The organism is Streptomyces sp. NPDC057623 (assembly GCF_042800355.1).
GTDB lineage: Bacteria > Actinomycetota > Actinomycetes > Streptomycetales > Streptomycetaceae > Streptomyces.
In genome coordinates this window covers 77,277-99,258 of the sequence record NZ_JBHVGZ010000027.1, presented here as the reverse complement: position 1 = coordinate 99,258, position 21,982 = coordinate 77,277, and the positions used below count along the sequence as shown (strand labels likewise).

Annotated in this window: 15 protein-coding genes; 6 read left to right on the top strand and 9 right to left on the bottom strand. The window is 71.5% G+C overall.

The window, feature by feature from the left end; genetic code table 11:
• Positions 1-252 precede the first annotated feature (252 nt).
• A complete protein-coding gene (locus tag ACFU95_RS26165) occupies positions 253-864 on the bottom strand; it encodes an Rv3235 family protein (protein ID WP_383831914.1) in 612 nt (203 codons plus the stop codon).
• A gap of 331 nt (positions 865-1,195) precedes the next feature.
• On the opposite strand from ACFU95_RS26165, the gene ACFU95_RS26160 reads away from it, so the two are divergent.
• Together ACFU95_RS26160 and ACFU95_RS26155 are read left to right on the top strand one after the other, a co-directional pair.
• Positions 1,196-1,711, top strand: a complete 516-nt coding sequence (locus tag ACFU95_RS26160) for a DUF6912 family protein (RefSeq protein WP_383831912.1) — start codon at positions 1,196-1,198, stop codon at positions 1,709-1,711.
• Positions 1,712-1,791: 80 nt separating this feature from the next.
• On the top strand, positions 1,792-2,457 hold the full coding sequence (locus ACFU95_RS26155; protein WP_383831910.1) for an HAD family hydrolase: 666 nt from the start codon (positions 1,792-1,794) through the stop codon (positions 2,455-2,457).
• A gap of 194 nt (positions 2,458-2,651) precedes the next feature.
• Here ACFU95_RS26155 and ACFU95_RS26150 read toward each other — a convergent pair whose 3' ends face one another.
• Positions 2,652-3,218 carry a DJ-1/PfpI family protein gene (locus tag ACFU95_RS26150; protein ID WP_383831908.1) on the bottom strand — a complete coding sequence of 189 codons (567 nt, stop codon included), beginning with the start codon at positions 3,216-3,218 and terminating at the stop codon, positions 2,652-2,654.
• 822 nt (positions 3,219-4,040) lie between these two features.
• On the opposite strand from ACFU95_RS26150, the gene ACFU95_RS26145 reads away from it, so the two are divergent.
• Both ACFU95_RS26145 and ACFU95_RS26140 read left to right on the top strand, forming a co-directional pair.
• Entirely contained in the window at positions 4,041-8,978 is a 4,938-nt protein-coding gene (locus ACFU95_RS26145) for an NAD-glutamate dehydrogenase (RefSeq protein WP_383831906.1), read from the top strand.
• 110 nt (positions 8,979-9,088) lie between these two features.
• Entirely contained in the window at positions 9,089-10,561 is a 1,473-nt protein-coding gene (locus ACFU95_RS26140) for a hypothetical protein (protein WP_383831951.1), read from the top strand.
• 141 nt (positions 10,562-10,702) lie between these two features.
• On the opposite strand, the gene ACFU95_RS26135 is transcribed toward ACFU95_RS26140, so the two are convergent.
• The 4 genes from ACFU95_RS26135 to ACFU95_RS26120 form a co-directional block, all read right to left on the bottom strand.
• Positions 10,703-12,388 carry a glycosyltransferase family 2 protein gene (locus ACFU95_RS26135; RefSeq protein WP_383831904.1) on the bottom strand — a complete coding sequence of 562 codons (1,686 nt, stop codon included), beginning with the start codon at positions 12,386-12,388 and terminating at the stop codon, positions 10,703-10,705.
• Entirely contained in the window at positions 12,385-14,685 is a 2,301-nt protein-coding gene (locus tag ACFU95_RS26130) for a CDP-glycerol glycerophosphotransferase family protein (RefSeq protein WP_383831902.1), read from the bottom strand. The genes ACFU95_RS26135 and ACFU95_RS26130 overlap by 4 nt, the downstream gene beginning before the upstream one ends.
• 112 nt (positions 14,686-14,797) lie before the next feature.
• On the bottom strand, positions 14,798-15,748 hold the full coding sequence (locus tag ACFU95_RS26125) for an ATP-binding cassette domain-containing protein (RefSeq protein ID WP_383831949.1): 951 nt from the start codon (positions 15,746-15,748) through the stop codon (positions 14,798-14,800).
• A gap of 10 nt (positions 15,749-15,758) precedes the next feature.
• Positions 15,759-16,682: an ABC transporter permease gene (locus tag ACFU95_RS26120; protein WP_383831900.1), complete on the bottom strand. Its 924-nt coding sequence runs from the start codon at positions 16,680-16,682 to the stop codon at positions 15,759-15,761.
• A 373-nt stretch (positions 16,683-17,055) separates the two neighbouring features.
• Between ACFU95_RS26120 and ACFU95_RS26115 the strand changes: the two genes are divergently transcribed.
• Both ACFU95_RS26115 and ACFU95_RS26110 read left to right on the top strand, forming a co-directional pair.
• Entirely contained in the window at positions 17,056-17,694 is a 639-nt protein-coding gene (locus ACFU95_RS26115) for a TetR/AcrR family transcriptional regulator (RefSeq protein WP_030051329.1), read from the top strand.
• A gap of 121 nt (positions 17,695-17,815) precedes the next feature.
• Complete coding sequence (locus ACFU95_RS26110; protein WP_383831898.1) at positions 17,816-18,460, top strand: LuxR C-terminal-related transcriptional regulator; 645 nt, start codon at positions 17,816-17,818, stop codon at positions 18,458-18,460.
• An 86-nt stretch (positions 18,461-18,546) separates the two neighbouring features.
• On the opposite strand, the gene galE is transcribed toward ACFU95_RS26110, so the two are convergent.
• The 3 genes from galE to ACFU95_RS26095 all read right to left on the bottom strand — a co-directional run bounded on the left by galE (position 18,547) and on the right by ACFU95_RS26095 (position 21,968).
• Positions 18,547-19,527 (bottom strand): UDP-glucose 4-epimerase GalE, encoded by a 981-nt coding sequence (galE, locus tag ACFU95_RS26105; protein ID WP_383831896.1) that lies wholly within the window; start codon positions 19,525-19,527, stop codon positions 18,547-18,549.
• 32 nt (positions 19,528-19,559) lie between these two features.
• Positions 19,560-21,197: a glycosyltransferase family 2 protein gene (locus ACFU95_RS26100; protein WP_383831894.1), complete on the bottom strand. Its 1,638-nt coding sequence runs from the start codon at positions 21,195-21,197 to the stop codon at positions 19,560-19,562.
• 294 nt (positions 21,198-21,491) lie between these two features.
• Positions 21,492-21,968: a MarR family winged helix-turn-helix transcriptional regulator gene (locus tag ACFU95_RS26095; RefSeq protein ID WP_383831892.1), complete on the bottom strand. Its 477-nt coding sequence runs from the start codon at positions 21,966-21,968 to the stop codon at positions 21,492-21,494.
• Positions 21,969-21,982 lie beyond the last annotated feature (14 nt).

Below are 21,982 nucleotides of genomic sequence, written 5' to 3'. Positions count from 1 at the left end.
AGAGTTCCCGCAGTCGCTCGCGGTCCCCCTGGGTCCCCCGCGGTCCGCGGAGCCCCCCCGGGGGGCCACGGCGTCCCCCCAAGGTCCACGGAGCCCCCCTCGGTCCACAGAGTCCCCCCAAGGTCCACGGAGCCCCCGTGGCCCACGGAGCCCTCCTCGGTCCACAGAGTCCCCCCAAGGTCCACGGAGCCCCCGTGGCCCACGGCCCCCCGTCCACGGTGCTTCCCGCGCCCCCCGGACCTCCCGTGATGCTCAGGCGTCGTCCGTGTGTGGCCTGCGTGGGCCGCCCAGTTCTACGGCTGTGCAGCGCCAGCGGAGGTCACCGCTCTGTTCCAGGCGGAAGGCCATGGCGCGTAGCTGGTCGCCGGCGCCGATGCGGGCGAAGACTTCGATGGCGCCCGGGCGGGGTTCGAAGTAGCCGATGTCGCGGATGACGGGGCGGGTGCCTCGGGTGCGCAGGGGGCCGCGTTCGGCGAGCCAGGCGAGTTCGTCGTAGGCGCGGCCGGCGGTGTGGCGGAGCATCGAGTGGACGGGGCGCTGGCCGCTCAGGACGAGAAGCAGGCGGTCGGCGAAGACGTCGGTGGGGCGGGGTTGGGGGACGGGGTGCCCGCACTCACCGGCGGGCGGCACGATCGCCCGTGGCCGGGTGGGAGCGGTGGTGGGCGGACGGGTGTCCGTGGGGCCGGTGCGGGCGCGGGGGCCCGTCGGGCCCGGGGAGCCGGGTGGGCGGCCGCCGGGAGTTGCCGTACGGGGCACGCCGCCGGTCGGCGTGCGGGGCGGGGCGCCGCCGGGGCGGCGGGTGTCGCGGCGGCTCGGCGGGCGGGTGCCGGGGCGGTGCTGCGTCCTGGTCATGACCTTGTTCATGGGGTCCCCGTTCGAGGGGCCCGGTTGATACCGGGCGGTAACTTCGAGGTTGGTGATCTTGTACGGGGTTCTGGGTGCCGGCGGCAAGGAAGCGGGGACCCCGATCCGGGCGGCGGAATCTTCACTTATCTGGGTGACGCGAGGGTGCGGAAGGCCGTGCCTGCGGGCCCGCACCGGGTGAGTTTCCGGACCGGAGTGGACGCCGGGCGAGGGGGTGCGGGGGACTCGAAAGGGGACGCCCGCACGTATCCTGAAGCCCTCCGGGAGGTGCGGGACCCGACCGCCTTCCTCGGGTCCTAGCGGAGCCTTACGAGTACGAAAGCGGTCAGCCATGCGCGTCTACGTCCCCCTGACCCTCCCCGGTCTCGCCGAGGCGTACAAGGGGGGCGAGCTGGGGGCCGAGCCGCTCGTCGCGTACGCCGTCACGCCCGCCTTGCGGGAGTGGTATCTCTCCGACGACATCGAGGAGTTGGAGTACGCGGCGCTGAACCGGGCCGCGCTGGCCTCGCTGCGGCTGCTGGCGGCGGACAGCGGGGCGGTGCGGCGCCGGGTCGTGGTCGCAGCCGACGTGCCCGACAGGGCGGCCGTGGCCGACCCGGACCGGGGACTGGACCCGTCGGCGCTGGGCGAGGTGCGGATCGCCGGGGGCGTGGCGCTGGCCAAGGCGGCTGCCGTGCACGTCGACTCCGGAGACGCGGAGGCGGATGTGGCGGCGGCCGCGGAGGCGCTCGCGGCGGCGGACGGCGGGGACGACGACGCGCAGTTCGTCGTGGACGGAGCCGAGGATCATGAGCTGCTGTGGTACGCCACGCAGGAGATCCCGAATCTGGTGGGGCTGCGGGGCTGAGCCCGGGGCCCGATGCTCCCGGATGCCTCGGTGACCGGCTGTTCTCTTGATTGTCAGTGGTGGCGGGTACGGTTTTCGACATGGGGAAGCACGTAGGGGCGCACATCGTCTGGGACTGGAACGGGACCCTGTTCCACGACAACGAAGCGATCATCGGGGCGACGAACGCGGCGTTCGGCGAGCTGGGACTCGCCCCGATCACGCTGGAGCAGTACCGGTCGCTGTACTGCGTGCCGGTGCCGAAGTTCTACGAGCGGTTGCTGGGGCGGCTGCCGACCGACGCCGAGTGGGAGGTCATGGACGAGACCTTCCACCGGTACTACACCGAGCACCGGGTGACGTGCGGGCTCACCGAGGGTGCGTCGCAGCTGCTGGTGGAATGGCGGTCGTCGGGGCGCAGCCAGTCGATCCTCAGCATGTACGGGCATGACGAACTCGTGCCGCTGGTGCGGGGGTTCGGGATCGAGGAGCACTTCATACGGGTCGACGGGCGGACCGGGCCGTCCGGGGGCAGCAAGGCCGAGCACATGGTGCGGCACATCAAGGCGCTCGCGAGCGTGGATCCGGCTCGCACGGTGGTGATCGGGGACGCCGCCGACGACGCGGTGGCGGCGCTGCACGTGGGGGCGCGGGCCGTGCTCTACACCGGGGGGTCGCACAGCCGGGCCAGCCTCGAAGGGGCGGGGGTGCCGGTGGTGGACACGCTGGGGGAGGCGGTCGCGGAGGCGGAGCGGTTGGCGGCGTAGCCGAGCGGGCAGGCCGGGGTCGGGCGGCGAGGGTCAGCGCCCGCCGACGGGGTGCCTGACGGGGGGCCGGCCGACGGTCGGGTGCCTCGTGGCAAGGCCGATCTGGGCCTGCAGCCACGTCTGCCCGGGCCCGCAGCCACGTCGGCCGCCCGATCAGGGCGGGCTCCCCGGCCAGATGGTCGGGGCTGAGGGCGTTACGTCACCGGTGCCTTCGCCCGCAGCACCGTCAGGAACTCGCGCATCCAGCTGGAGTGGTCCGGCCAGGCGCGGGAGGAGACCAGGGTGCCGTCGACCACCGCCTCGGCGTCCTGGAAGGTGGCGCCTGCCGCCTGCATGTCCAGTTCCAGAGCGGGATACGCCGTGACGCGGCGGCCGCTGAGGCTGTCGATCGCGGCGGTGAGCAGGGGACCGTGGCAGATCTGGGCGACCGGCTTGTCGGCGTCGAAGAACGACTTGAGGATCTTGCGGAGTTCGGGGTCGTTGCGGAGGTACTCCGGGGCTCGGCCGCCGGGGACGACGACGGCGGCGTAGTCGCCCGGGTCGACCTCGGAGAAAGCGAGGTCTGCGGGCCAGGTGTAGCCGGGTTTCTCGGTGTAGGTGTCGAAGCCGGGTTCGAAGTCGTGGACGACGAACCGGAGCTGCTTGCGGGCGGGGGCCGCGATGTGTACGTCGTAGCCCTCTTCGCGGAGGCGCTGATAGGGGTAGAGGACCTCCAGTGACTCTGCGGCGTCGCCGGTGACGATGAGGATTTTCGGTGTCATGTCGGGTGCGCTCCTCTTCCTGGCCGTGGTCCGCGCCTCCGTCGGGCCTTAGGGGCAACGTGCCTCGGGGCTGAGGTCTTGCCAAGGGGGTGTGCGGCATGGAGGCGCCGGAAGGGCCGACGAGGTGTGCGGGGTGCCGCGGCCCTGAGGCGGTCGTCGCCCAAGCGGCACGACTGGTCCGCGACTGCGCGCGCCAAGAGGTCGTGCGCCGTTGCCGCCGTATGGGTGGGCGTTTCCCGGTGGGGCTGCCCTACCGCTGTTTTCGGACACGGGTCGCCTCCGGACGGCCTGCCTCCGGCTCGGTGTCCTGGCTCGGCCGCCGTCTCGGTCCCACTCCCCAGCCTCCCCCCGCACACCCGACACCGCCAGTTACGCCCTCCCCGCCCCCTTTGCCCCTGTGCAGAACGTCAAAGTTCTACCCCCGGTTTTGTACACATACGGCTCATGACGGGCCCCCTGTAAGGAGCGATAGCCTTAGTGGCGTGATCAGCGCGATAGCTCGCGGGGGCAATGTTGCCCCTGCCCTGCGCCCGGGGAGCACGGACGACATCCGTGACCGGGCGGCGGTCGCTGGTCTTCGCGGGCGGGAGGGGGGCGTAAGGGCCCCCGGGACGTCAAGCACACCCCGGGCCCGGACGTCGCAGAGAGCAGCGTCACACCCCTTGGGCAGCTCAAGATTGGCTCATATATCCCCGCTCATCTCACCTCGCGGCATAGCGTCGAAGCAGACCGGACACCCCGCGTCGCGGCGTTATACCGGAGGGGAAGAGACCGTACTTCCTTCTACGTCACGCAACGGCGCGCGACAGGAGCCAGAGGACAATGCAGACCAAGCTGGACGAAGCCAAGGCCGAGTTGCTCGAGAGGGCCGCCCGGGTAGCTGAGAACAGCCCGGTCGGGGGGCACCTACCGACTGGGACGACGGACAAGAGCAGCCCGGGCACCCCGGACCACGACACCGTGCTCTCGTTCCTCCAGCGCTACTACCTGCACACCGCCCCGGAGGACCTCAGCGACCGCGACCCGGTCGACATCTTCGGAGCCGCTTTCTCGCACTACCGACTGGCCGAGAACCGCCCTCAGGGCACGGCCAACGTGCGGGTGCACACGCCCACCGTGGAAGAGAACGGGTGGACCTGCAGCCACTCCGTCGTGGAAGTCGTCACCGACGACATGCCCTTCCTGGTCGATTCCGTGACCAACGAGCTGACTCGCCAGGGGCGCGGCATCCATGTGGTCATCCACCCGCAGGTCTTCGTCCGCCGCGACGTCACCGGCAAGCTCATCGAGGTGTTCACCGCGCCGCCCGCCGGTGAGCTGGCGCACGACACCCACACCGAGTCCTGGATCCACGTCGAGTTCGACCGGGAGACCGACCGCGGCGACCTGAAGCAGATCACCGCCGACCTGCTGCGCGTCCTGTCCGACGTCCGCGAGGCCGTCGAGGACTGGAGCAAGATGCGGGACCTGGCCGTGCGCATGGCGGACGAGCTGGTCCAGGAGCCCCATTCCGACCTGCGTGAGCAGGAGTTCGAGGAGGCCCGCGAGCTGCTGCGCTGGCTGGCCGACGACCACTTCACCTTCCTCGGCTACCGCGAGTACGAGCTGCGCGAGGACGACTCGCTGGCCGCCGTGCCGGGGACCGGCCTCGGCATCCTGCGCGCCGACCCGCACCACTCCGAGACCGACAGCCACCCTGTCAGCCCGTCCTTCGAGCGGCTGCCGGCCGACGCCCGCGCCAAGGCCCGCGAGCACAAGCTCCTCATCCTCACCAAGGCCAACAGCCGGGCGACCGTGCACCGGCCGTCGTACCTCGACTACGTCGGGGTGAAGAAGTTCAACGAGAACGGCGAGGTCGTCGGCGAGCGGCGCTACCTGGGCCTGTTCTCCTCGGCGGCCTACACCGAGTCCGTCCGCCGGGTGCCCGTCGTCCGTCGCAAGGTCGACGACGTACTGGAGGCCGCCGGGTTCTCGCCCAACAGCCACGACGGCCGCGACCTGCTCCAGATCCTGGAGACCTACCCGCGCGACGAGCTCTTCCAGACCCCGGTCGCCGAGCTCCAGCGCATCGCCACCTCCGTGCTCTACCTCCAGGAACGCCGTCGGCTGCGGCTCTACCTGCGGCAGGACGAGTACGGGCGCTACTACTCCGCCCTCGTCTACCTCCCCCGGGACCGCTACACCACCGGCGTGCGGCTGCGGATCATCGACATCCTGAAGGAGGAGCTCGGCGGTACCAGCGTCGACTTCACCGCCTGGAACACCGAGTCGATCCTCTCCCGGCTGCACTTCGTCGTCCGTGTGCCGCAGGGCACGGAGCTGCCGCAGCTCAGCGACGCGGACAAGGAGCGTATCGAGGCGCGTCTCGTCGAGGCCGCCCGCTCGTGGGCCGACGGCTTCGCCGACGCGCTGAACGCCGAGCTCGGCGAGGAGCGCGCCGCGGAACTGCTGCGCCGTTACTCCAACGCCTTCCCCGAGGGCTACAAGGCCGACCACACCCCGCGCTCCGCGGTCTCCGACCTCGTCCACATCGAACAGCTCACCGAGGAGAACAACTTCTCGCTGAGCCTGTACGAGCCGGTCGGCGCCGCCCCCGAGGAGCGCCGGTTCAAGATCTACCGCAAGGGTGCGGCCGTCTCCCTGTCCGCCGTCCTGCCGGTGCTCACCCGGCTCGGCGTCGAGGTCGTGGACGAGCGGCCGTACGAGCTGCGCTGCTCCGACCGCAGCGTCGCCTGGATCTACGACTTCGGCCTGCGCATGCCCAAGACGGCGGGCGGTGCCGGGGACTATCCCGGTGACGACGCGCGCGAGCGGTTCTCGGAGGCGTTCGCCGCGACCTGGACCGGCAAGGCGGAGAACGACGGCTTCAACGCCCTCGTGCTGAGCGCCGGGCTCACCTGGCGGCAGGCGATGGTGCTGCGGGCGTACGCGAAGTACCTGCGGCAGGCCGGCTCCACCTTCTCGCAGGACTACATGGAGGACACCCTCCGCAACAACGTCCACACCACCCGTCTCCTCGTCTCCCTGTTCGAGGCACGGATGTCGCCGGACCGGCAGGCCGCCGGCCGCGAGATCGTGGACGCGCTGCTCGAAGAGGTCGACGCGGCGCTCGACCAGGTGGCGAGCCTCGACGAGGACCGGATCCTGCGGTCCTTCCTCACCGTGATCAAGGCGACGCTCCGCACGAACTTCTTCCAGGAGGCGGCGGGCGGCAAGTACCACGACTACGTCTCCATGAAGTTCGACCCGCAAGCCATCCCCGACCTGCCCGCGCCGCGACCGGCGTACGAGATCTGGGTCTACTCGCCGCGCGTCGAGGGCGTGCACCTGCGCTTCGGCAAGGTCGCGCGCGGGGGCTTGCGCTGGTCCGACCGGCGTGAGGACTTCCGGACCGAGATCCTCGGCCTGGTCAAGGCGCAGATGGTGAAGAACACCGTCATCGTGCCGGTCGGCGCCAAGGGCGGCTTCGTCGCCAAGCAGCTGCCCGACCCGTCCGTGGACCGGGACGCCTGGCTGGCCGAGGGTGTGGCGAGCTACAAGACGTTCATCTCGGCGCTGCTCGACATCACCGACAACATGGTGGCCGGCGAGGTCGTGCCCCCGGCGGACGTCGTCCGGCACGACGAGGACGACACCTACCTCGTCGTCGCCGCCGACAAGGGCACCGCGACGTTCTCCGACATCGCCAACGGGGTCGCCGAGCAGTACAACTTCTGGCTCGGTGACGCCTTCGCCTCCGGCGGCTCGGCCGGCTACGACCACAAGGGCATGGGCATCACCGCCCGCGGTGCCTGGGAGTCCGTCAAGCGGCACTTCCGTGAGCTGGGTGTGGACACGCAGAGCGAGGACTTCACGGTCGTCGGCATCGGCGACATGTCCGGTGACGTGTTCGGCAACGGCATGCTGCTCAGCGAGCACATCCGCCTGGTCGCCGCCTTCGACCACCGGCACATCTTCATCGACCCGAAGCCCGACGCGGCCACCTCCTACGCCGAGCGCCGCCGCGTCTTCGAGCTGCCGCGCTCCAGCTGGGAGGACTACAACACCGAGCTGATCTCGGCCGGTGGCGGCGTCTTCCCCCGTACCGCCAAGGCGATCCCGGTCAACGCGCACATTCGCGAGGCCCTCGGCATCGAGGGCAAGGTCGCCAAGATGACGCCGGCCGAGCTGATGAAGGCCATCCTCCAGTCGCCGGTGGACCTGCTGTGGAACGGCGGCATCGGTACGTACGTCAAGGCCTCGACCGAGTCCCAGGCGGACGTCGGCGACAAGGCCAACGACGTCATCCGTGTCGACGGCGCCGACCTGCGCGTCAAGGTCGTCGGCGAGGGCGGCAACCTCGGGCTGACGCAGCTCGGCCGGATCGAGTTCGCGCGGCACGGCGGCAAGATCAACACCGATGCCATCGACAACAGCGCGGGCGTGGACACCTCCGACCACGAGGTGAACATCAAGATCCTGCTCAACGCCCTGGTCTCCGACGGCGACATGACGGTCAAGCAGCGCAACAAGCTGCTCGCCGAGATGACCGACGAGGTCGGCCGCCTGGTCCTGCGCAACAACTACGCCCAGAACACGGCGATCGCCAACGCCCTCGCCCAGTCCGGCGCCATGCTCCACGCCCAGCAGCGCTTCATGAAGCACCTGGTCAGGGAGGGGCACCTGGACCGTGGGCTGGAGTTCCTGCCCACCGACCGCCAGATCCGCGAACGCCTGAACGCCGACCACGGCCTGACCGGCCCGGAGACGGCCGTCCTGATGGCGTACACGAAGATCACGGTCGCCGAGGAGCTGCTGCACACCTCGCTGCCCGACGACCCGTACCTGAGCACCCTGCTGCACGCGTACTTCCCGACCGCGCTGCGCGAGCGGTTCCCGGAGTACCTCGTCAGTCACCCGCTGCGCCGTGAGATCACCACGACCGTGCTGGTCAACGACACGGTCAACACGGGCGGTACGACCTATCTGCACCGGCTGCGCGAGGAGACCGGCGCCTCGCTGGAGGAGATCGTCCGGGCGCAGACCGTGGCCCGCGCGATCTTCCGCTCGGCGGTCGTGTGGGACGAGGTCGAGGCGCTCGACAACAAGGTCGAGGCCGTCGTCCAGACCCGGATCCGACTGCACTCGCGCCGCCTCGTCGAGCGCGGCACGCGCTGGCTGCTCAACAACCGGCCGCAGCCGCTGGAGCTCGCCGACACGGTCGACTTCTTCGCCGACCGGGTGGAGCAGGTGTGGTCGGAGCTGCCGAAGCTGCTCAAGGGCGCGGACCTGGAGTGGTACCAGGCGATCCACGACGAGCTGACCGGCGCCGGCGTCCCGGCCGAACTGGCCACGCGGGTGGCGGGCTTCTCCTCCGCCTTCCCGACGCTGGACATCGTCTCGGTGGCCGACCGCATGGGCAAGGACCCGATGGACGTCGCCGAGGTCTACTACGACCTCGCCGACCGTCTGCGCATCACCCAGCTCATGGACCGCATCATCGAGCTGCCCCGCGCCGACCGCTGGCAGTCCATGGCCCGCGCCTCCATCCGCGAGGACCTCTACGCCGCCCACGCGGCCCTGACCTCGGACGTCCTGGCGGCCGGCAACGGCACCGCGACGCCCGAGCAGCGCTTCAAGGCGTGGGAGCAGAAGAACTCGGCGATTCTGGGGCGCGCGCGCACGACCCTGGAGGAGATCCAGGGGTCGGAGGCGTTCGATCTGGCCAACCTGTCGGTGGCGATGCGGACCATGCGGACGCTGCTGCGGTCGCACACGTAGGCCGTACGGCTCTTCCCAGCCGTACATGCGTCAGGGCGCCCCGGACTGTGACAGTCCGGGGCGCTCGTGTATTTGGGGCAAAACGGAATTAAAGTGCTCGCGTGAGCACGATGCGGGCCGCGCTGCGGAGAACCACGGTCGTTCCGCAGGTCGCTGCCGCGCTGGTCGTGCTGCTGCTCCTGCTGGTGATCGTCCGGCTTCCGTGGGCCGGTGACCTGGGGATGCACGCGGCGACGGTCGAACGTCTGCGGCACAGCCTGGTCGACCCCGGCAATCCGCTGGTCGACGCGGACACGCCGAGTCCGTACTACTCGCCGTGGATGCTGGTGCTCGGCTGCGTCGCCCGGCTGACGGGGTTCTCGGTCTTCGTCGTGCTGCGCATCGGGGCGGCGGTGGGGCTCGCGCTGCTCGTCAGCGGGGTGTGGCGGTACGTGCGGACGCTGAGCGCGCATCCGGCCGCGCCCGCGCTCGCCGTGCTGTGCCTGGTGTTTCTGTGGGGGACCTCGCTGTTCGCCTGGAGCGGGTTTCTCGGGCTGAACTCGCTGGCGCTGACCGTGTCGTATCCGAGTGTGTTCGCGCTGGGGCTGGCCTTTCATCTCTGGGCCTGGCTGGCGGGGGCCGTGCGGGCGGCGCCGGTGGTGGCCGGGTGGGGGGTGTGGGCCGGGCTCGGCGGGCTGTGGGCGGTGATTCTGCTGTGCCATCAGTTCTCGGGGGTGGTGGCCACCTTGGGGGCGCTGGCCACGGTGGTCGCCGCGCGGGCCGGGCGGGGGGTGTGGCTGCGGCTGGCGGTGGGGGTGCTGGTGGGGGCGGGGGTGCTGTGGGCTTGGCCGTACTACGACTTCTTCGCGCTGTTCGGGGCCGGGGCTGATCTGGAGTCGGTGCATCGGGGGCTGTACCGGGGGCCGGCGAGGCGGTACTGGCTGGTGTCGGTGGGGGTGGTGGCGCTGGCGGTGCGGTGGTGGCGGGACCGGTGGGACCCGCTGGTGCTTCTCTTCGCGCTGGGAGTGCTGGTCGTGGCGCTGGGCGGAGCGAGCGGGCACTACTCGTGGGGCAGGGCGCTGCCCGCGGTGCTGATTCCGGCACAGATCGCCGCCGCGCTGATCGTGGTCGAGGTGCGGGCCTGGCGTGCGGTGTGGGCGGGAGTGCTGGCCGGGGCGCTGGCCGTGGGGGCGTGGACGCAGGCCGGGGCCCTCGGGTACGTCGTTCCGCGCGCCTCGCTGCCTGGGGTGGTCGCGGCGAAGTACCGGGCGCCGTGGGCGGGATATCACTGGGTGACGCCGTGGGTGAAGTACGGGGATGTGGTCATGGCGCGGACGTTTCCGGCGCGGCAGATCCCGGCGTACGGGGCGTACACCGTGGCGCCCGGGTATCCCGACTTCTTCCTGCCGGACGAGGGGCGGCGGGTGGCTGATGTGCGGCGGTACTTCGCGGTGGGGGCGCCGGAGGGGGTGCGGCGGTCGATCGTGCGGGCGTACGGGGTGCGGTGGGTGGTGGATCGGGGGGCTGAGGCTGGAGTGGGGGCCGGGTTGCGGGTGGTGGCTCGGGGGCCGGGTGGGCAGGTGCTGTACGAGGTGGTGCGGTGAGGGGATTTCGCCCCCGCCGCCCCTCCCCGTCCCATCCCTGAAGGGGCTCCGCCCCTTCCACCCCGCCAGGGGGCTGCCGCCCCTGGACCCCCGCTTCGGCCTGCGGCCTCGTCCTCAAACGCCGGACAGGCTGAAAGATGCCTAGCGCAGGGCGCTTCTCAGCAGGCGGGCAGCCCGCCTCACCCTCGGGCGGGCCACGCGGCGTACCACCGGGCGTACCAGCCTCGCCGTGATGCCCACCGGTTGCCAGCGGATCTGGAGGCGGCCGGGGCCGCGGCCCTCCGGTTCGATGGTGACTCGGTGGGGGGCCGTGCTGGTGTGGTAGTCGATGCGGGCCGTCAGGGGTGGGAAGGCGAGGGGGGCCAGGAGGACGGCCGTGTGTTGCCGGCCCTGGTGTTCGATGCGCAGGAGGGGGTGCCGGACACCGGCGAAGCCGTGGCGGGGGACGGGGGCAGTCGCCAGGTCCAGGTGGACGTGGCCCTCGTAGACGCCGGGGCGGACCGGGGTGAGGCGGAAGGGGACCTTGAGGCGTCGTCGGCCGGGAGTGAGGAGGAGGCTCGCGCGGTGGGGGCCCACCGGGAGGCGCAGACCGGGGTCGTAGGTCCGGATGGCGAGGTCGACCGAGGCGCCGGGGCCGCGGGTGAGCTCGGTGATCTCGTGGCGGAACTGGGCGCTCCGGAAGGGCCGGGTGTCCAGCTCCAGGTCGAGGACGTCCAGTTCGCGACGGGCCCAGGCGGAGGTGGGGAGGCCGGCGCCCCAGTACGTGTGGCCCTCCGCGTCCGGCGTCACCTGCCGCGGCGCCACCGCGCGGCCCAGTCCCCGTGCCGCCAGGCGGGCGTCGGCGAAGCGGTGTTCGCGGATCAGCTGGAGGACCACGCGTTCCATACGGGGCAGGCGGGCGTAGGCCGCGGGGGAGAGGGTCTCCAGGTAGGGGGTCGTGATGTCCGCGAAGGAGGACAGCCACTCCTCGTCGCGGTAGGGCAGGTCACCGGCGTACATCCGGAAGTCGTGCTTGAGGAACTTGTAGTCCTTGTCCTCGCGCAGTCCGCCGTGTCCGCTCTCGACGAGGAAGTCGTCGATGAGGCGCTGGACGTGGACGCGGTCGCGGACGTTGTCCAGCTTGTGGCGCTGGTTGGAGATCGATGCCGCGTCCGTGGCCGCGTACGGTGCGATGTACCAGCGGTACACCGGCTCCGGGACGATGGTGAACTCCTTGGCCAGACAGTACGCCTGTGCGGAGAACAGCTGGTCCTCGTAGTGGATGCCCTCGGGAAACCGCAGGTCGTAGCGGTCCAGGAAGGCACGGGCGTACATCTTGCTCGTCGACAGGTGCTCGAAGAGCAGACGGGGTTCGGACTCGATGCCGATCACCGTGCGGCGCTCGGCGACCAGGTGCGGCATCCACTTCGTACGGCGCCCGCTGTCCTCCCGGACCCGCACGACCGCACCCATCGCGAAGTCGATCTCCCGCTCGCGGTGGGCCGACAGGAGCAACTCGACGGCGTTGTCCGTGAGTTCGTCGTCGCTGTCCAGGAACATCACGTACGGCGCCCGGGCGATCTCCAGGGCGCGGTTGCGCGGGGCGCTGCAACCGCCGCTGTTCCGCGGGAGCCGCAGGTGGCGGATGCGCGGGTCCTGGGACGCCAGGTGCCGGGCCACGTCCGGGGTTTCGTCCGTCGAGTGGTCGTCGCTGATGATGATCTCGATGTCGGCGTGGGTCTGCCGGCGTACCGACTCCACGGCCCTGGGCAGACGCGCCGCGTCGTTGTAGACGATGACGGTCACGGTGACGTCGGGGGTCGGTTCCGGGGGCACGTCCGGGTTCACAGGGCCTCCTCCGGGCTCGGTGCGGGTGTGCGTTCCTCCAGCGGGGTCACCGGCGGCAGCGCGTCCTCGCTCTCGCCCAGGAACACCCGGCGTACGACCCGTTCGGCGGCGCGGCCGTCGTCGTACTCGCAGAAGCGGCGGCGGAAGGCGGCCCGCGCCTTCGTCGCGCCCTCGTCGCGCCAGGCCGTGGTGGTGAGGATCTCGGTGAGTTCCCGCTGGGTGCGGGCCACTTGGCCGGGGGGCTCGGCGATCAGGTCGAAGTAGACGCCGCGGGTGGAGCGGTACGTCTCCCAGTCGTCGGCGAAGACCACGATCGGGCGGTCGAGGTTGGCGTAGTCGAACATGATGGACGAGTAGTCCGTGACCAGCGCGTCCGCCGCCAGGGAGAGGTCCTCGACGGGATCGTAGGCGGAGACGTCGATGACCCGGCCGCTGCGGCGCAGGGCGGTCAGGGGGGACGGCGTGCCGTCGTAGAAGTAGTGGCCGCGGACCAGGAGGACCGTGTCCTCGCCGAGTTGGTCGGCGAGGGTGGCGAGGTCGAGGCGGGGGGTCCAGCCGGCCTCGTAGTCGCGGTGGGTGGGGGCGTAGAGGATCGCGCGGCGGTTCGGGGGGATGCCCAGGCGGTCGCGGATCGTCCGGATGTCGGCCGCGGTGGCCGTGTAGTAGACGTCGTTGCGCGGATAGCCGTGGTCGAGGGAGACGAAGCGGGACGGGTACGCGCGCTCCCACATGCGGGTGGAGTGGCTGTTCGCGGAGACGCTGTAGTCCCACTTGTCGATACGGGCGAGCAACGCCTCGAAGTCCAGGCCCTTGGCCGCCGCCGGGAACTCCATCTGGTCGACGCCCATCCGCTTGAGCGGGGTGCCGTGATGGGTCTGGAGGTGGACGGCGTCCGGGCGTTTCACGATCGCGTTGGGGAAGTTGACGTTGTTGACCAGGTACTTGGCCGTGGCCAGCACCTCGCGGTAGCGGCGGGTGCCGGGCAGCACGTGGTCGGTGTGCGGGGGCAGGAGCGGCGCGTTCTCGGGGGTCACCACCCACACCGGGTGGACCTGCGGGGCGAGTTCGGTGAGCTTGGCCGCGATGGCTGCCGGGTTGCAGGCGACTCCGCGGTTCCAGTACGCCGCGAAGACGGCCAGGTTGGGGTCGACCGGGCGGGACAGGGCCTTGCGGTAGTGGCGGTCGCCGAGGGCGGCCGCCACCTGGCGTCTACGGTCTCGTACGGCCGACTTCGCGGCGCGGCGGGCCCGGTTGGCGGCCTGGAAGGCGCGGTACCTGGTGTAGGCGTCCTCTTCGAGGAGGGCCCGGCGGATGCCCTCGGGGCCGGCGGGGCGGCGGTACTCGGGAGGGCGCCGGCGGACGGCCGCCTCGGCGGCGCGACGGAAGAACTCCCTGGCCACCGGGTCCGGCATGGTCGTGCGGGCGAAGGTGCGCAGGCAGTCGCGGACCATGACGTCGTAGAGGACGGCGTGGACGGCGCGGGTCGTGGGGCCGGGGGAGCCTGTGGAGGTGGGGGCGGCGGGGTTCGTGGGGCCTGCCGATCCGGCGGTCGCGGCGGTGGAGGCGGCGGTGGCCCGGGACGCCGCGCGGGTCTGGGCGAGGGCGAGCAGTGCTTCGTAGCGGTCGACGAGGGAGTAGTGCTGCTCGGCGGTGACCGGCGGGAGGCTCTCGGGGCGCAGCTCGTGGTGTTCGTACGCCACTTGGTTCAGGGCGGCGATCCGGTCGGCACGAAGGAGGGTGGCGTAGGCGGCGTACGGCTCGTCGGGGGTGGTGAGTCCGGGTTCGTGCGCCTGCCAGAAGGAGGTGCGCAGCGCGCGGTTGCCCAGGAGGGGGGTGATGCGGAGCGCGCTGCGGGCGAGGTCGTCGAGGAGATGGGCGGCACGGCCCGCACGGGCCAGCCGGGGGCCGTCCGCGGAGGGGAGGCCGGAGGTCTCCCAGGTGGAGCGGACGTGGTCGAAGAGGAGCACGTCCACCTCGTCCGGCAGTTCCGCGGCCCGCTCGGCGACCATGCGGGGGCCGCCGACGGGCAGCGCGTCCTTGGCGTGCACGAAGTGCAGCCAGCGACCGGAGGCCCGGGCCGCCCCCGCCGACCGGGCCGCGGCGTCGTCCGTCCCGTCCGGCAGGGGCAGGACCAGCATCTCGGGGGCGTACGCCCGTGCCGTCTCCTGCGCCCAGGGGCCGACCGCGGCCACGATCACCTCGACGTCGGGGTGGGGGTGCGCGGCCAGGGAGACGAGGAGTCCGGTCAGCCGGTCCTGGGTGTTCGGTCCGTGGACGATGACGCTGAGCTCGGGCATCGCGGGGACTCCTTCACCTTCTTCATCGCGCCGGGCGCCCCCTGTCCGGCGCAGGACCCGACCTAGGACATAGTGACACTAATGGGATGAAAGGGTGACCCGCAGTTGGGCCTCACGAGGGAAGAGGGGCGGGGGCGGGCTTCGGTTGGGGCGTCGGCCGAGTCTCCGGTTGCGGCTTCGAGGTCGGCTTCGAGGTGGGTGCCTGGCTGGGCTTCGGGCTGGGCTTGGCCGACTTGTCGGCCTTGTCGCCCGTGAACGCCTCGTACTCCTTCAGGACCTCGTCCGTCGGCCCGTCCATGCGCAGCTCGCCGCGCTCCAGCCACAGGACGCGGTCGCAGGTGTCGCGGATCGACTTGTTGTTGTGGCTGACCAGGAACACCGTGCCCGCGTGCTTGCGCAGCTCGCGGATCCGCGCCTCCGAGCGCTTCTGGAACGAACGGTCACCCGTGGCCAGCGCCTCGTCGATCAGCAGCACGTCGTGGTCCTTGGCCGCGGCGATGGAGAAGCGCAGGCGGGCCGCCATGCCGGAGGAGTACGTACGCATGGGGAGGGTGATGAAGTCGCCCTTCTCGTTGATGCCGGAGAAGTCGACGATCTCCTGGTAGCGCTCCTTGACCTGCTCGCGGGACATGCCCATGGCGAGGCCGCCGAGGTGGACGTTGCGCTCCCCGGTGAGGTCGTTCATCAGGGCCGCGTTCACGCCGAGGAGGGAGGGCTGGCCGTCGGTGTAGATACGGCCGTTCTCGACCGGGAGCAGGCCGGCGACCGCCTTGAGCAGGGTCGACTTGCCCGAGCCGTTGGTGCCGATGAGGCCGATGGCCTCGCCCTTGTACGCGACGAACGACACTTTCCTGACCGCGTGCACCTTGCGCACGCCCGCCGCCCGCTCGGACTTCTCGCGGCGCAGGATGCGGTTGAGGGCGGCGGTGGCCGAGCCGCGGCCGGCACCCGTGCCGTTGACGCGGTAGACGATGTCGACACCGTCGGCGATGACGGTGGGGACCGGCCCGTGGGGGACCGGGGCATGTGCGGCCGCCCCGTTCGGGACAAGCCCTTGTGCGATCTTTGCGTTGTCAGCCACGGCCGTACGTCTCCTCAGCCTTCCAGAAGTAGATGAAGCCGACGATGCCGGCGAGCAGCGCCCAGCCCGTCGCGATCGCCCACACGTGCGGCGGGAGCTGGTCGCCGTGGAAGCTGTCGATGAGTGCGAAGCGCATCAGGTCGATGTAGATGGCGGCCGGGTTGGCCTGGAGGACCGAAGTCACCCAGGACGGCGTGTCCGTGTGCTTGGCCATCATGTGGCTGATGCTGAACATCACGCCCGACGCGTACATCCAGGTGCGCAGCACGAACGGCATCAGCTGGGCGATGTCCGGCGTCTTGGCGCCCATCCTGGCCATGATCATCGCGATGCCGGCGTTGAAGGTCGACTGCAGCACCAGCGCCGGGATCGTCAGCGCCCAGGAGAGGGTGACCGGCATGCCGAAGCAGAGCAGGATGACGACCAGGGCCGCCATCGAGAACAGCAGCTGCTGGAGCTGCTGGAGCGCGAAGGAGATCGGCAGCGCGGCCCGGGGGAAGTGCAGGGCGCGGACCAGGCCCAGGTTCCCGGAGATCGCGCGGGTGCCCGCCATGATCGAGCTCTGCGTGAACGTCCAGACGAACACGCCCGTCACCAGGAACGGGATGTAGTCCGGCACGCCTCGGCTGGTGCCCATCAGCTTGCCGAAGATGAAGTAGTACACCGCCGCGTTCAGCAACGGCGTCAGCACCTGCCAGACCTGGCCGAGCTTCGCCTGGCTGTACTGGGCCGTGAGCTTCGCCGTGGAGAACGCGCCGATGAAGTGGCGGCGCGCCCACAGCTCACGGACGTACTGGGGCAGGGAGGGGCGGGCGCCGCTGACCGACAGGCCGTGCCGGGCGGCGAGGGCCGCGAGGTCGGTTTCGGGGGGTGGGGCCGGGGTCGCGGCGGGCGGTGTGTGGAGGGCCTGGGTCACATCCGCTGCTTTCGCTCGGGGGAGTGGGGGTGCGGTGCGTCTGTGTCTGCGCGTGCGGCTGGGGTGCCGGTCGCCCGGCGTTTCCTTACTGGACTCTTCACGTTCTCTTACGTCGGGACGAGACCGTATCGTCGTAACGTGAGCGTAGGTCGTGGAGGCGTCGGGACGCAACCGTTTCGTCGTGACGTTGGCGACAGGGGGCGAGAGATGGGGGGCGTTGGGACGAACCCGTTCCGTCGTGACGTCGGCGCCCGCGGCGACCGCTCCCGCCGAACCGCTCCCGCCGAGCCGCTCCCGCCGAGCCGCTCCCGGAAGCAGCCGGCAGCCGGCAGCCGGTTGACGTAGGGACGGGCCCGTATCGTCGCAACGCCCTATGCTGGTCCGCATGACGACGAACGCCGACCAGCCCCAGACGCGTCCGCGCCGCCGGACCCCCGCCGGGGCGGCCGTACTGCGCGAGGACGTGACGGAGGCGATCCGGGCGGCCGTCTTCGAGGAGTTGGCGGCCGTCGGCTACGCGCGGATGTCGATAGAGGGCATCGCGCGTCGGGCGGGTGTCGGCAAGACCGCGGTCTACCGGCGTTGGCGTTCCAAGCTGCACCTCGTCCTCGACGTGGTGTCGGCGGTCGCGGTGATGGGGCTGCCCACGCCGAACACCGGCTCCCTGGAAGGTGACCTGCGGATGCTGTACGAGGTGACCTCGCGCGCCCTGCGGCACCCCGTCGTCTCGCAGATCATCCCCGACCTCCAGGCGGAGGCGGCCCGCAACCCCGAGATCGCCGAGGCGCTGCAGAAGGCGCTGGAGCAGGGGCAGGAGGGGGTCGCCAGCAAGATCCTGGTCGGGGCGGAGCAGCGCGGCGAGGTGCGGGTGGGCCTCGACGACGAGCTGGCTCTCGACCTGATCTCGGGCCCCCTGTACTGGCGGATGGTCGTGGCCCGCAGCCCGAAGCTGCCCAAGGGGTATCTGGACGCCCTGGCCCGGTCCACCACGCAGGCGCTCAAGGCGCTGTGAGCGGCTCAGGCGCTGTAAGTGGCCCAGGGCAGTGTGAGTAGGCTGCGCGCAGCGACCGCCGGTCGGTCGAGGTGCGGCGTCACCGCGGTCGTACGGTGACCGGAGTAGAGGCGGAACTGCCGTGAGAGTCGTGATCGCTGAGGACAACGCCCTGCTGCGCGAGGGCCTCGTCCTCCTCCTGACGTCGGCCGGCCACGAGGTGGCGGCCGTCGCCGGCACGGGCCCCGAGGTCCTGCCCGCGCTCCTCGAACACCGCCCCGACGCCGCCGTGCTCGACGTACGGATGCCGCCGAGCTTCCGCGACGAGGGGCTGCGCGCCGCCCTCGCCGCGCGCAAGGAGATCCCCGGCCTGCCGGTCCTGGTGCTCTCCCAGTACGTCGAGGAGTCCTACGCCGCCGAGCTGCTCGCCGGCGGTGCGAGCGGCCTCGGCTACCTGCTGAAGGACCGGGTCGGCCGGGTGGACGAGTTCCTCGACGCGCTGGAGCGGGTCGCCGCCGGCGGCACCGCCCTCGACCCCGAGGTCGTCACCGAACTGCTGACCCGCCGCCGCGACTCCCCGCTCGACTCCCTCACTCCACGCGAGCGCGAGGTACTGGCGCTCATGGCCGAGGGCCACGACAACGCGACCATCGCCACGACCCTCGTGGTCACGGAACGCGCGGTCCACAAGCACATCGGCAACGTGTTCCTCAAGCTGGGGCTGCCGCAGAGCGACAGCGGGCATCGGAGGGTGCTGGCCGTGCTGACGTATCTGAACAACTCGTAGGCGGAATCCGGGGGTTGCTCCGTCGCGCAGGCCACGGACCAGATCCCCGGGCCCGCGCGCTCGCCCGGACCCCGTCCGCGGGACGCTCAGCTCCGCGCCGCCCCCGGATGCTCCCGCACCCACCCCTCCCAGGCCGAGGCGATCATGTCCTGGACGTCGTGCTTGGCCTTCCAGCCCAGCTCGGTCGCGATGCGGTCGGCGGAGGCGACGACGCGGGCCGGGTCGCCGGGGCGGCGCGGGGTGACGGTCGGGGGGCGGTCGTAGCCGGTGACGGCGTTGACGAGGTCGATCATCTCGCGGACCGAAACGCCTTCGCCGCGGCCGATGTTGAGGGTGAGGGAGTGGCCGGGGGAGGACCGCAGGGCGCGGGCCGCGGCCACATGGGCCTCAGCCAGGTCGACGACGTGGATGTAGTCGCGGACGCAGGTGCCGTCGGGGGTCGGGTAGTCGTCGCCGAAGATGCGCGGCGGCGCGTTCTCCGTGAGCTTCTCGAAGACCATGGGGACGAGGTTGAAGACGCCGGTGTCGGCGAGTTCCGGGGCCGCCGCGCCCGCCACGTTGAAGTAGCGGAGTGATGCCGTCGCCAGGCCCGTCGCGCGGCCCGTCGCCCGGACCAGCCACTCGCCGGCCAGCTTGGTCTCGCCGTACGGCGACATCGGTACGCACGGCGTCTCCTCCGTCACCAGGTCGACGTCCGGCATGCCGTACACCGCCGCCGAGGAGGAGAAGACGAAGGACGGTACGTCCGCCGCGGTCACGGCCTCCAGCAGGACACGCAGGCCCTCGACGTTCTCCCGGTAGTAGTGCAGGGGGAGGTCGACCGACTCGCCGACCTGCTTCTTCGCCGCCAGGTGGACCACGCCGGTCACCTCGTGGTCGGCCAGGGCGCGGGCGACGCGCTCGCCGTCCAGGGTCGAGCCCACGACCAGCGGGACACCGTCGGGCACCCGGTCGGCGATGCCGGTGGACAGGTCGTCGTACACGACGGCGTGCTCGCCCGCCTCGGTCATCGCCCGTACGACGTGCGCTCCGATGTAGCCGGCGCCGCCGGTGATCAGCCAGGTCATGTGCGGCCGTCCCCTCGTCAGTGGGCCTGTGGTCAGTGACAGTGAAGCAGGCGGCGGAGTCTGCTGCGGACAACCGACATGACTCCCCGTAAGCCCGGCGCCACGCGTAGTGCCAGCGCGCCGGAGTGCGTGGTGTACGGCTGCACGAGCACGAGGGAGCAGCGGGCGCCGACCGCGGCTCGCCGGCGCAGCAGACCGGCGCCCGGGACCGCGTGCGCCGTCACCTCGCGGTACGCGCCGCCCCGGAAGCGCACCCGGAGCCGCAGATCCCATGTGCCCGCCCCGAACTCCGCCCACCCGACCGTCACCTCGGCCGGACGGGCGCCACCCCCGTCAGCCGACGGAGGTCCGAGCGCCACCCCCGTTCCGGGCCCCGCCGCCACGCCCGTCTCCCGGCACCGCCACTCCACCTCCAGCGCCTCCGGCCTCGCCTGCGCCACTCTGCCGTACAGCTCGTGCAGGCGCAGCCGGAGGAGGGCGGTACGCGCGCGTGGGCGCAGTTCCGCGTCGACGGCCAGGGGGAGGAGGCGGACGGGGCGGGTCAGCAGCGGCTCCAGGGTGACCTCGGACAGCTCGGCCGACCAGATCGGGGTGCCGTCGGGGGAGCGGGCGTACGGAGGGAGGAGGCGGGCCGGGCGGGAGGCCAGGTCCCTCAGGCGGGGCAGGTCGCGGGGCTCGGGGGAGGCCAGGACGACGCGGCCGATGAGGCGGCCGGGTGCGGTGGGGTTGTGGTCCCAGTCGGACGCGTCGTACTCCGCGAGATACGCCCGTGTGTGCACCCACCACGCCTGCTGGTAGGACGCGTCGTGCAACTCCAGCTCGCGGGCGTATATGCGCAGTTCGTGGTCGAGGAACTTGGCGCGGGCCGCCCGCGCGAGCTCCTTCTGCCCGGCGGCGAGCAGGATCTCGTACGCCAGTCGGCTCGCCTCCGTGCGTGCCTGCCAGTTGGCGATGCCGGCGCGGTCGAGGGAGATCGACAGCCGGTCGGCCGAGCGGCGCACGTGCCAGACGTAGACCCGGTCGGGGACGAGGGCGACGCGCGGCCGGGCGGCGAGCACGCGCGCGGTGAAGACGAAGTCCTCGTAGGGGAAGCGCCCTTCGGGGAAGCGGATGCCGTGTTCGCGCAGGAAGTCCGTGCGGTAGAGCTTGTTCACGCAGAGCGTGTCGTGGACCAGGCGAGGGCGCTGAGCGGGGTGTTCGAGCACGGCGGGTGCGGTGTAGAGGGACGCCTGCCAGGGCACCTCGCGCCGGCCCGGCAGTTCCCGCCGTACACACAGACCGCCCGCCACCTCGGCGTCCGCCCCCGTCGCCGCCGCGAGCAGCGCGTCGGCCGCGCCCGGCGGAAGCACGTCGTCGCTGTCCAGGAACATCACATACGGCGCGGTCACCCGGTCGAGCCCGGTGTTGCGCGGGCTGCCGCAGCCGCCGCTGTTGACCCGGCGCCGGACCACCTTCAGGCGCGGTTCGCCCGCGGCGAGGCGGGCGAGCAGGTCCACGCTGTCGTCCGTCGAGCAGTCGTCGACGGCGACGACCTCGCGCACGACGGGGCCCTGCGCCAGTGCGGAGCGGACGGCGGTCGTCACATGTGCGGCGTCGTTGTAGCCGATGACGATGACGCCGACCTGCGGTTCGCACTCGGTGCGGGGGGCGCGGGGGTGGATGGGGTGCATGGGTCCACGGTCCGGAATCGAGGGAACGGTGGGTTTCGCCCGTCGGGTGGGACTCGGGGCCCGAGCCGGAAGACGGCCTGAATCGGGACCCGGTTCACTCATGGGCGGCGGATTTCGGGGCGGGCGGGCTGTGCGGCGACGGTGGTTCGACACGGTGGAGGGGAAGCCGGGTGAATGCTCTATTGAGCTTGATACACCACAAATAGCCGTTAAGTGGCAGTCAATAGCACAAATCACCCACACGGTGAACCGGGAGCGTGAACCCCGAAGGAGCGGGCCGCCGGCGCGGCGCGACTACGCGCCCAGCCCGGGGGCCTCCTCCACCGCCGCCGCGTCCAGCGCCTCGGTGAGCTGGTCCAGCCGGGCCCGCAGCTCGCGGATCTCGTCCACGTCGAAGCCCGTCGCCGTGGCGATCCGGCGCGGCACCTGGAGGGCGCGTTCGCGCAACGCGGTGCCCTCCTCCGTCAGCCGGACCTCCACCGAGCGCTCGTCGCGGACGCTGCGCTCCCGGCGTACCAGGCCCGCCGCCTCCAGTCGCTTGAGCAGCGGAGACAGGGTGCCCGAGTCGAGGCGTAGGTGCTCGCCCAGCTTCTTCACGGGCAGGTCGCCGTGCTCCCACAGCACCAGCATCACCAGGTACTGCGGGTAGGTGAGTCCCAGGTCCTTCAGGACCACGCGGTAGACGCCGCCGAAGGCACGCGAGGCGGCGTTCAGGGAGAAGCAGATCTGCTGGTCGAGGCGGAGCCAGTCGGCCGTGGGCGTGGTCGTCATGCCTCCAGGGTAGC

What these genes read in the sequence shown, in the direction of transcription:
- ACFU95_RS26145 (WP_383831906.1), top strand. Translation starts at nt 4,041, where the DNA reads ATGCAGACCAAGCTGGACGAAGCCAAGGCCGAGTTGCTCGAGAGGGCC.
- ACFU95_RS26155 (WP_383831910.1), top strand. Translation starts at nt 1,792, where the DNA reads ATGGGGAAGCACGTAGGGGCGCACATCGTCTGGGACTGGAACGGGACC.
- ACFU95_RS26115 (WP_030051329.1), top strand. Translation starts at nt 17,056, where the DNA reads ATGCTGGTCCGCATGACGACGAACGCCGACCAGCCCCAGACGCGTCCG.
- ACFU95_RS26100 (WP_383831894.1), bottom strand. Translation starts at nt 21,197, where the DNA reads ATGCACCCCATCCACCCCCGCGCCCCCCGCACCGAGTGCGAACCGCAG.
- ACFU95_RS26095 (WP_383831892.1), bottom strand. Translation starts at nt 21,968, where the DNA reads ATGACGACCACGCCCACGGCCGACTGGCTCCGCCTCGACCAGCAGATC.
- ACFU95_RS26140 (WP_383831951.1), top strand. Translation starts at nt 9,089, where the DNA reads ATGCGGGCCGCGCTGCGGAGAACCACGGTCGTTCCGCAGGTCGCTGCC.
- ACFU95_RS26150 (WP_383831908.1), bottom strand. Translation starts at nt 3,218, where the DNA reads ATGACACCGAAAATCCTCATCGTCACCGGCGACGCCGCAGAGTCACTG.
- galE (WP_383831896.1), bottom strand. Translation starts at nt 19,527, where the DNA reads ATGACCTGGCTGATCACCGGCGGCGCCGGCTACATCGGAGCGCACGTC.
- ACFU95_RS26130 (WP_383831902.1), bottom strand. Translation starts at nt 14,685, where the DNA reads ATGCCCGAGCTCAGCGTCATCGTCCACGGACCGAACACCCAGGACCGG.
- ACFU95_RS26165 (WP_383831914.1), bottom strand. Translation starts at nt 864, where the DNA reads ATGAACAAGGTCATGACCAGGACGCAGCACCGCCCCGGCACCCGCCCG.
- ACFU95_RS26160 (WP_383831912.1), top strand. Translation starts at nt 1,196, where the DNA reads ATGCGCGTCTACGTCCCCCTGACCCTCCCCGGTCTCGCCGAGGCGTAC.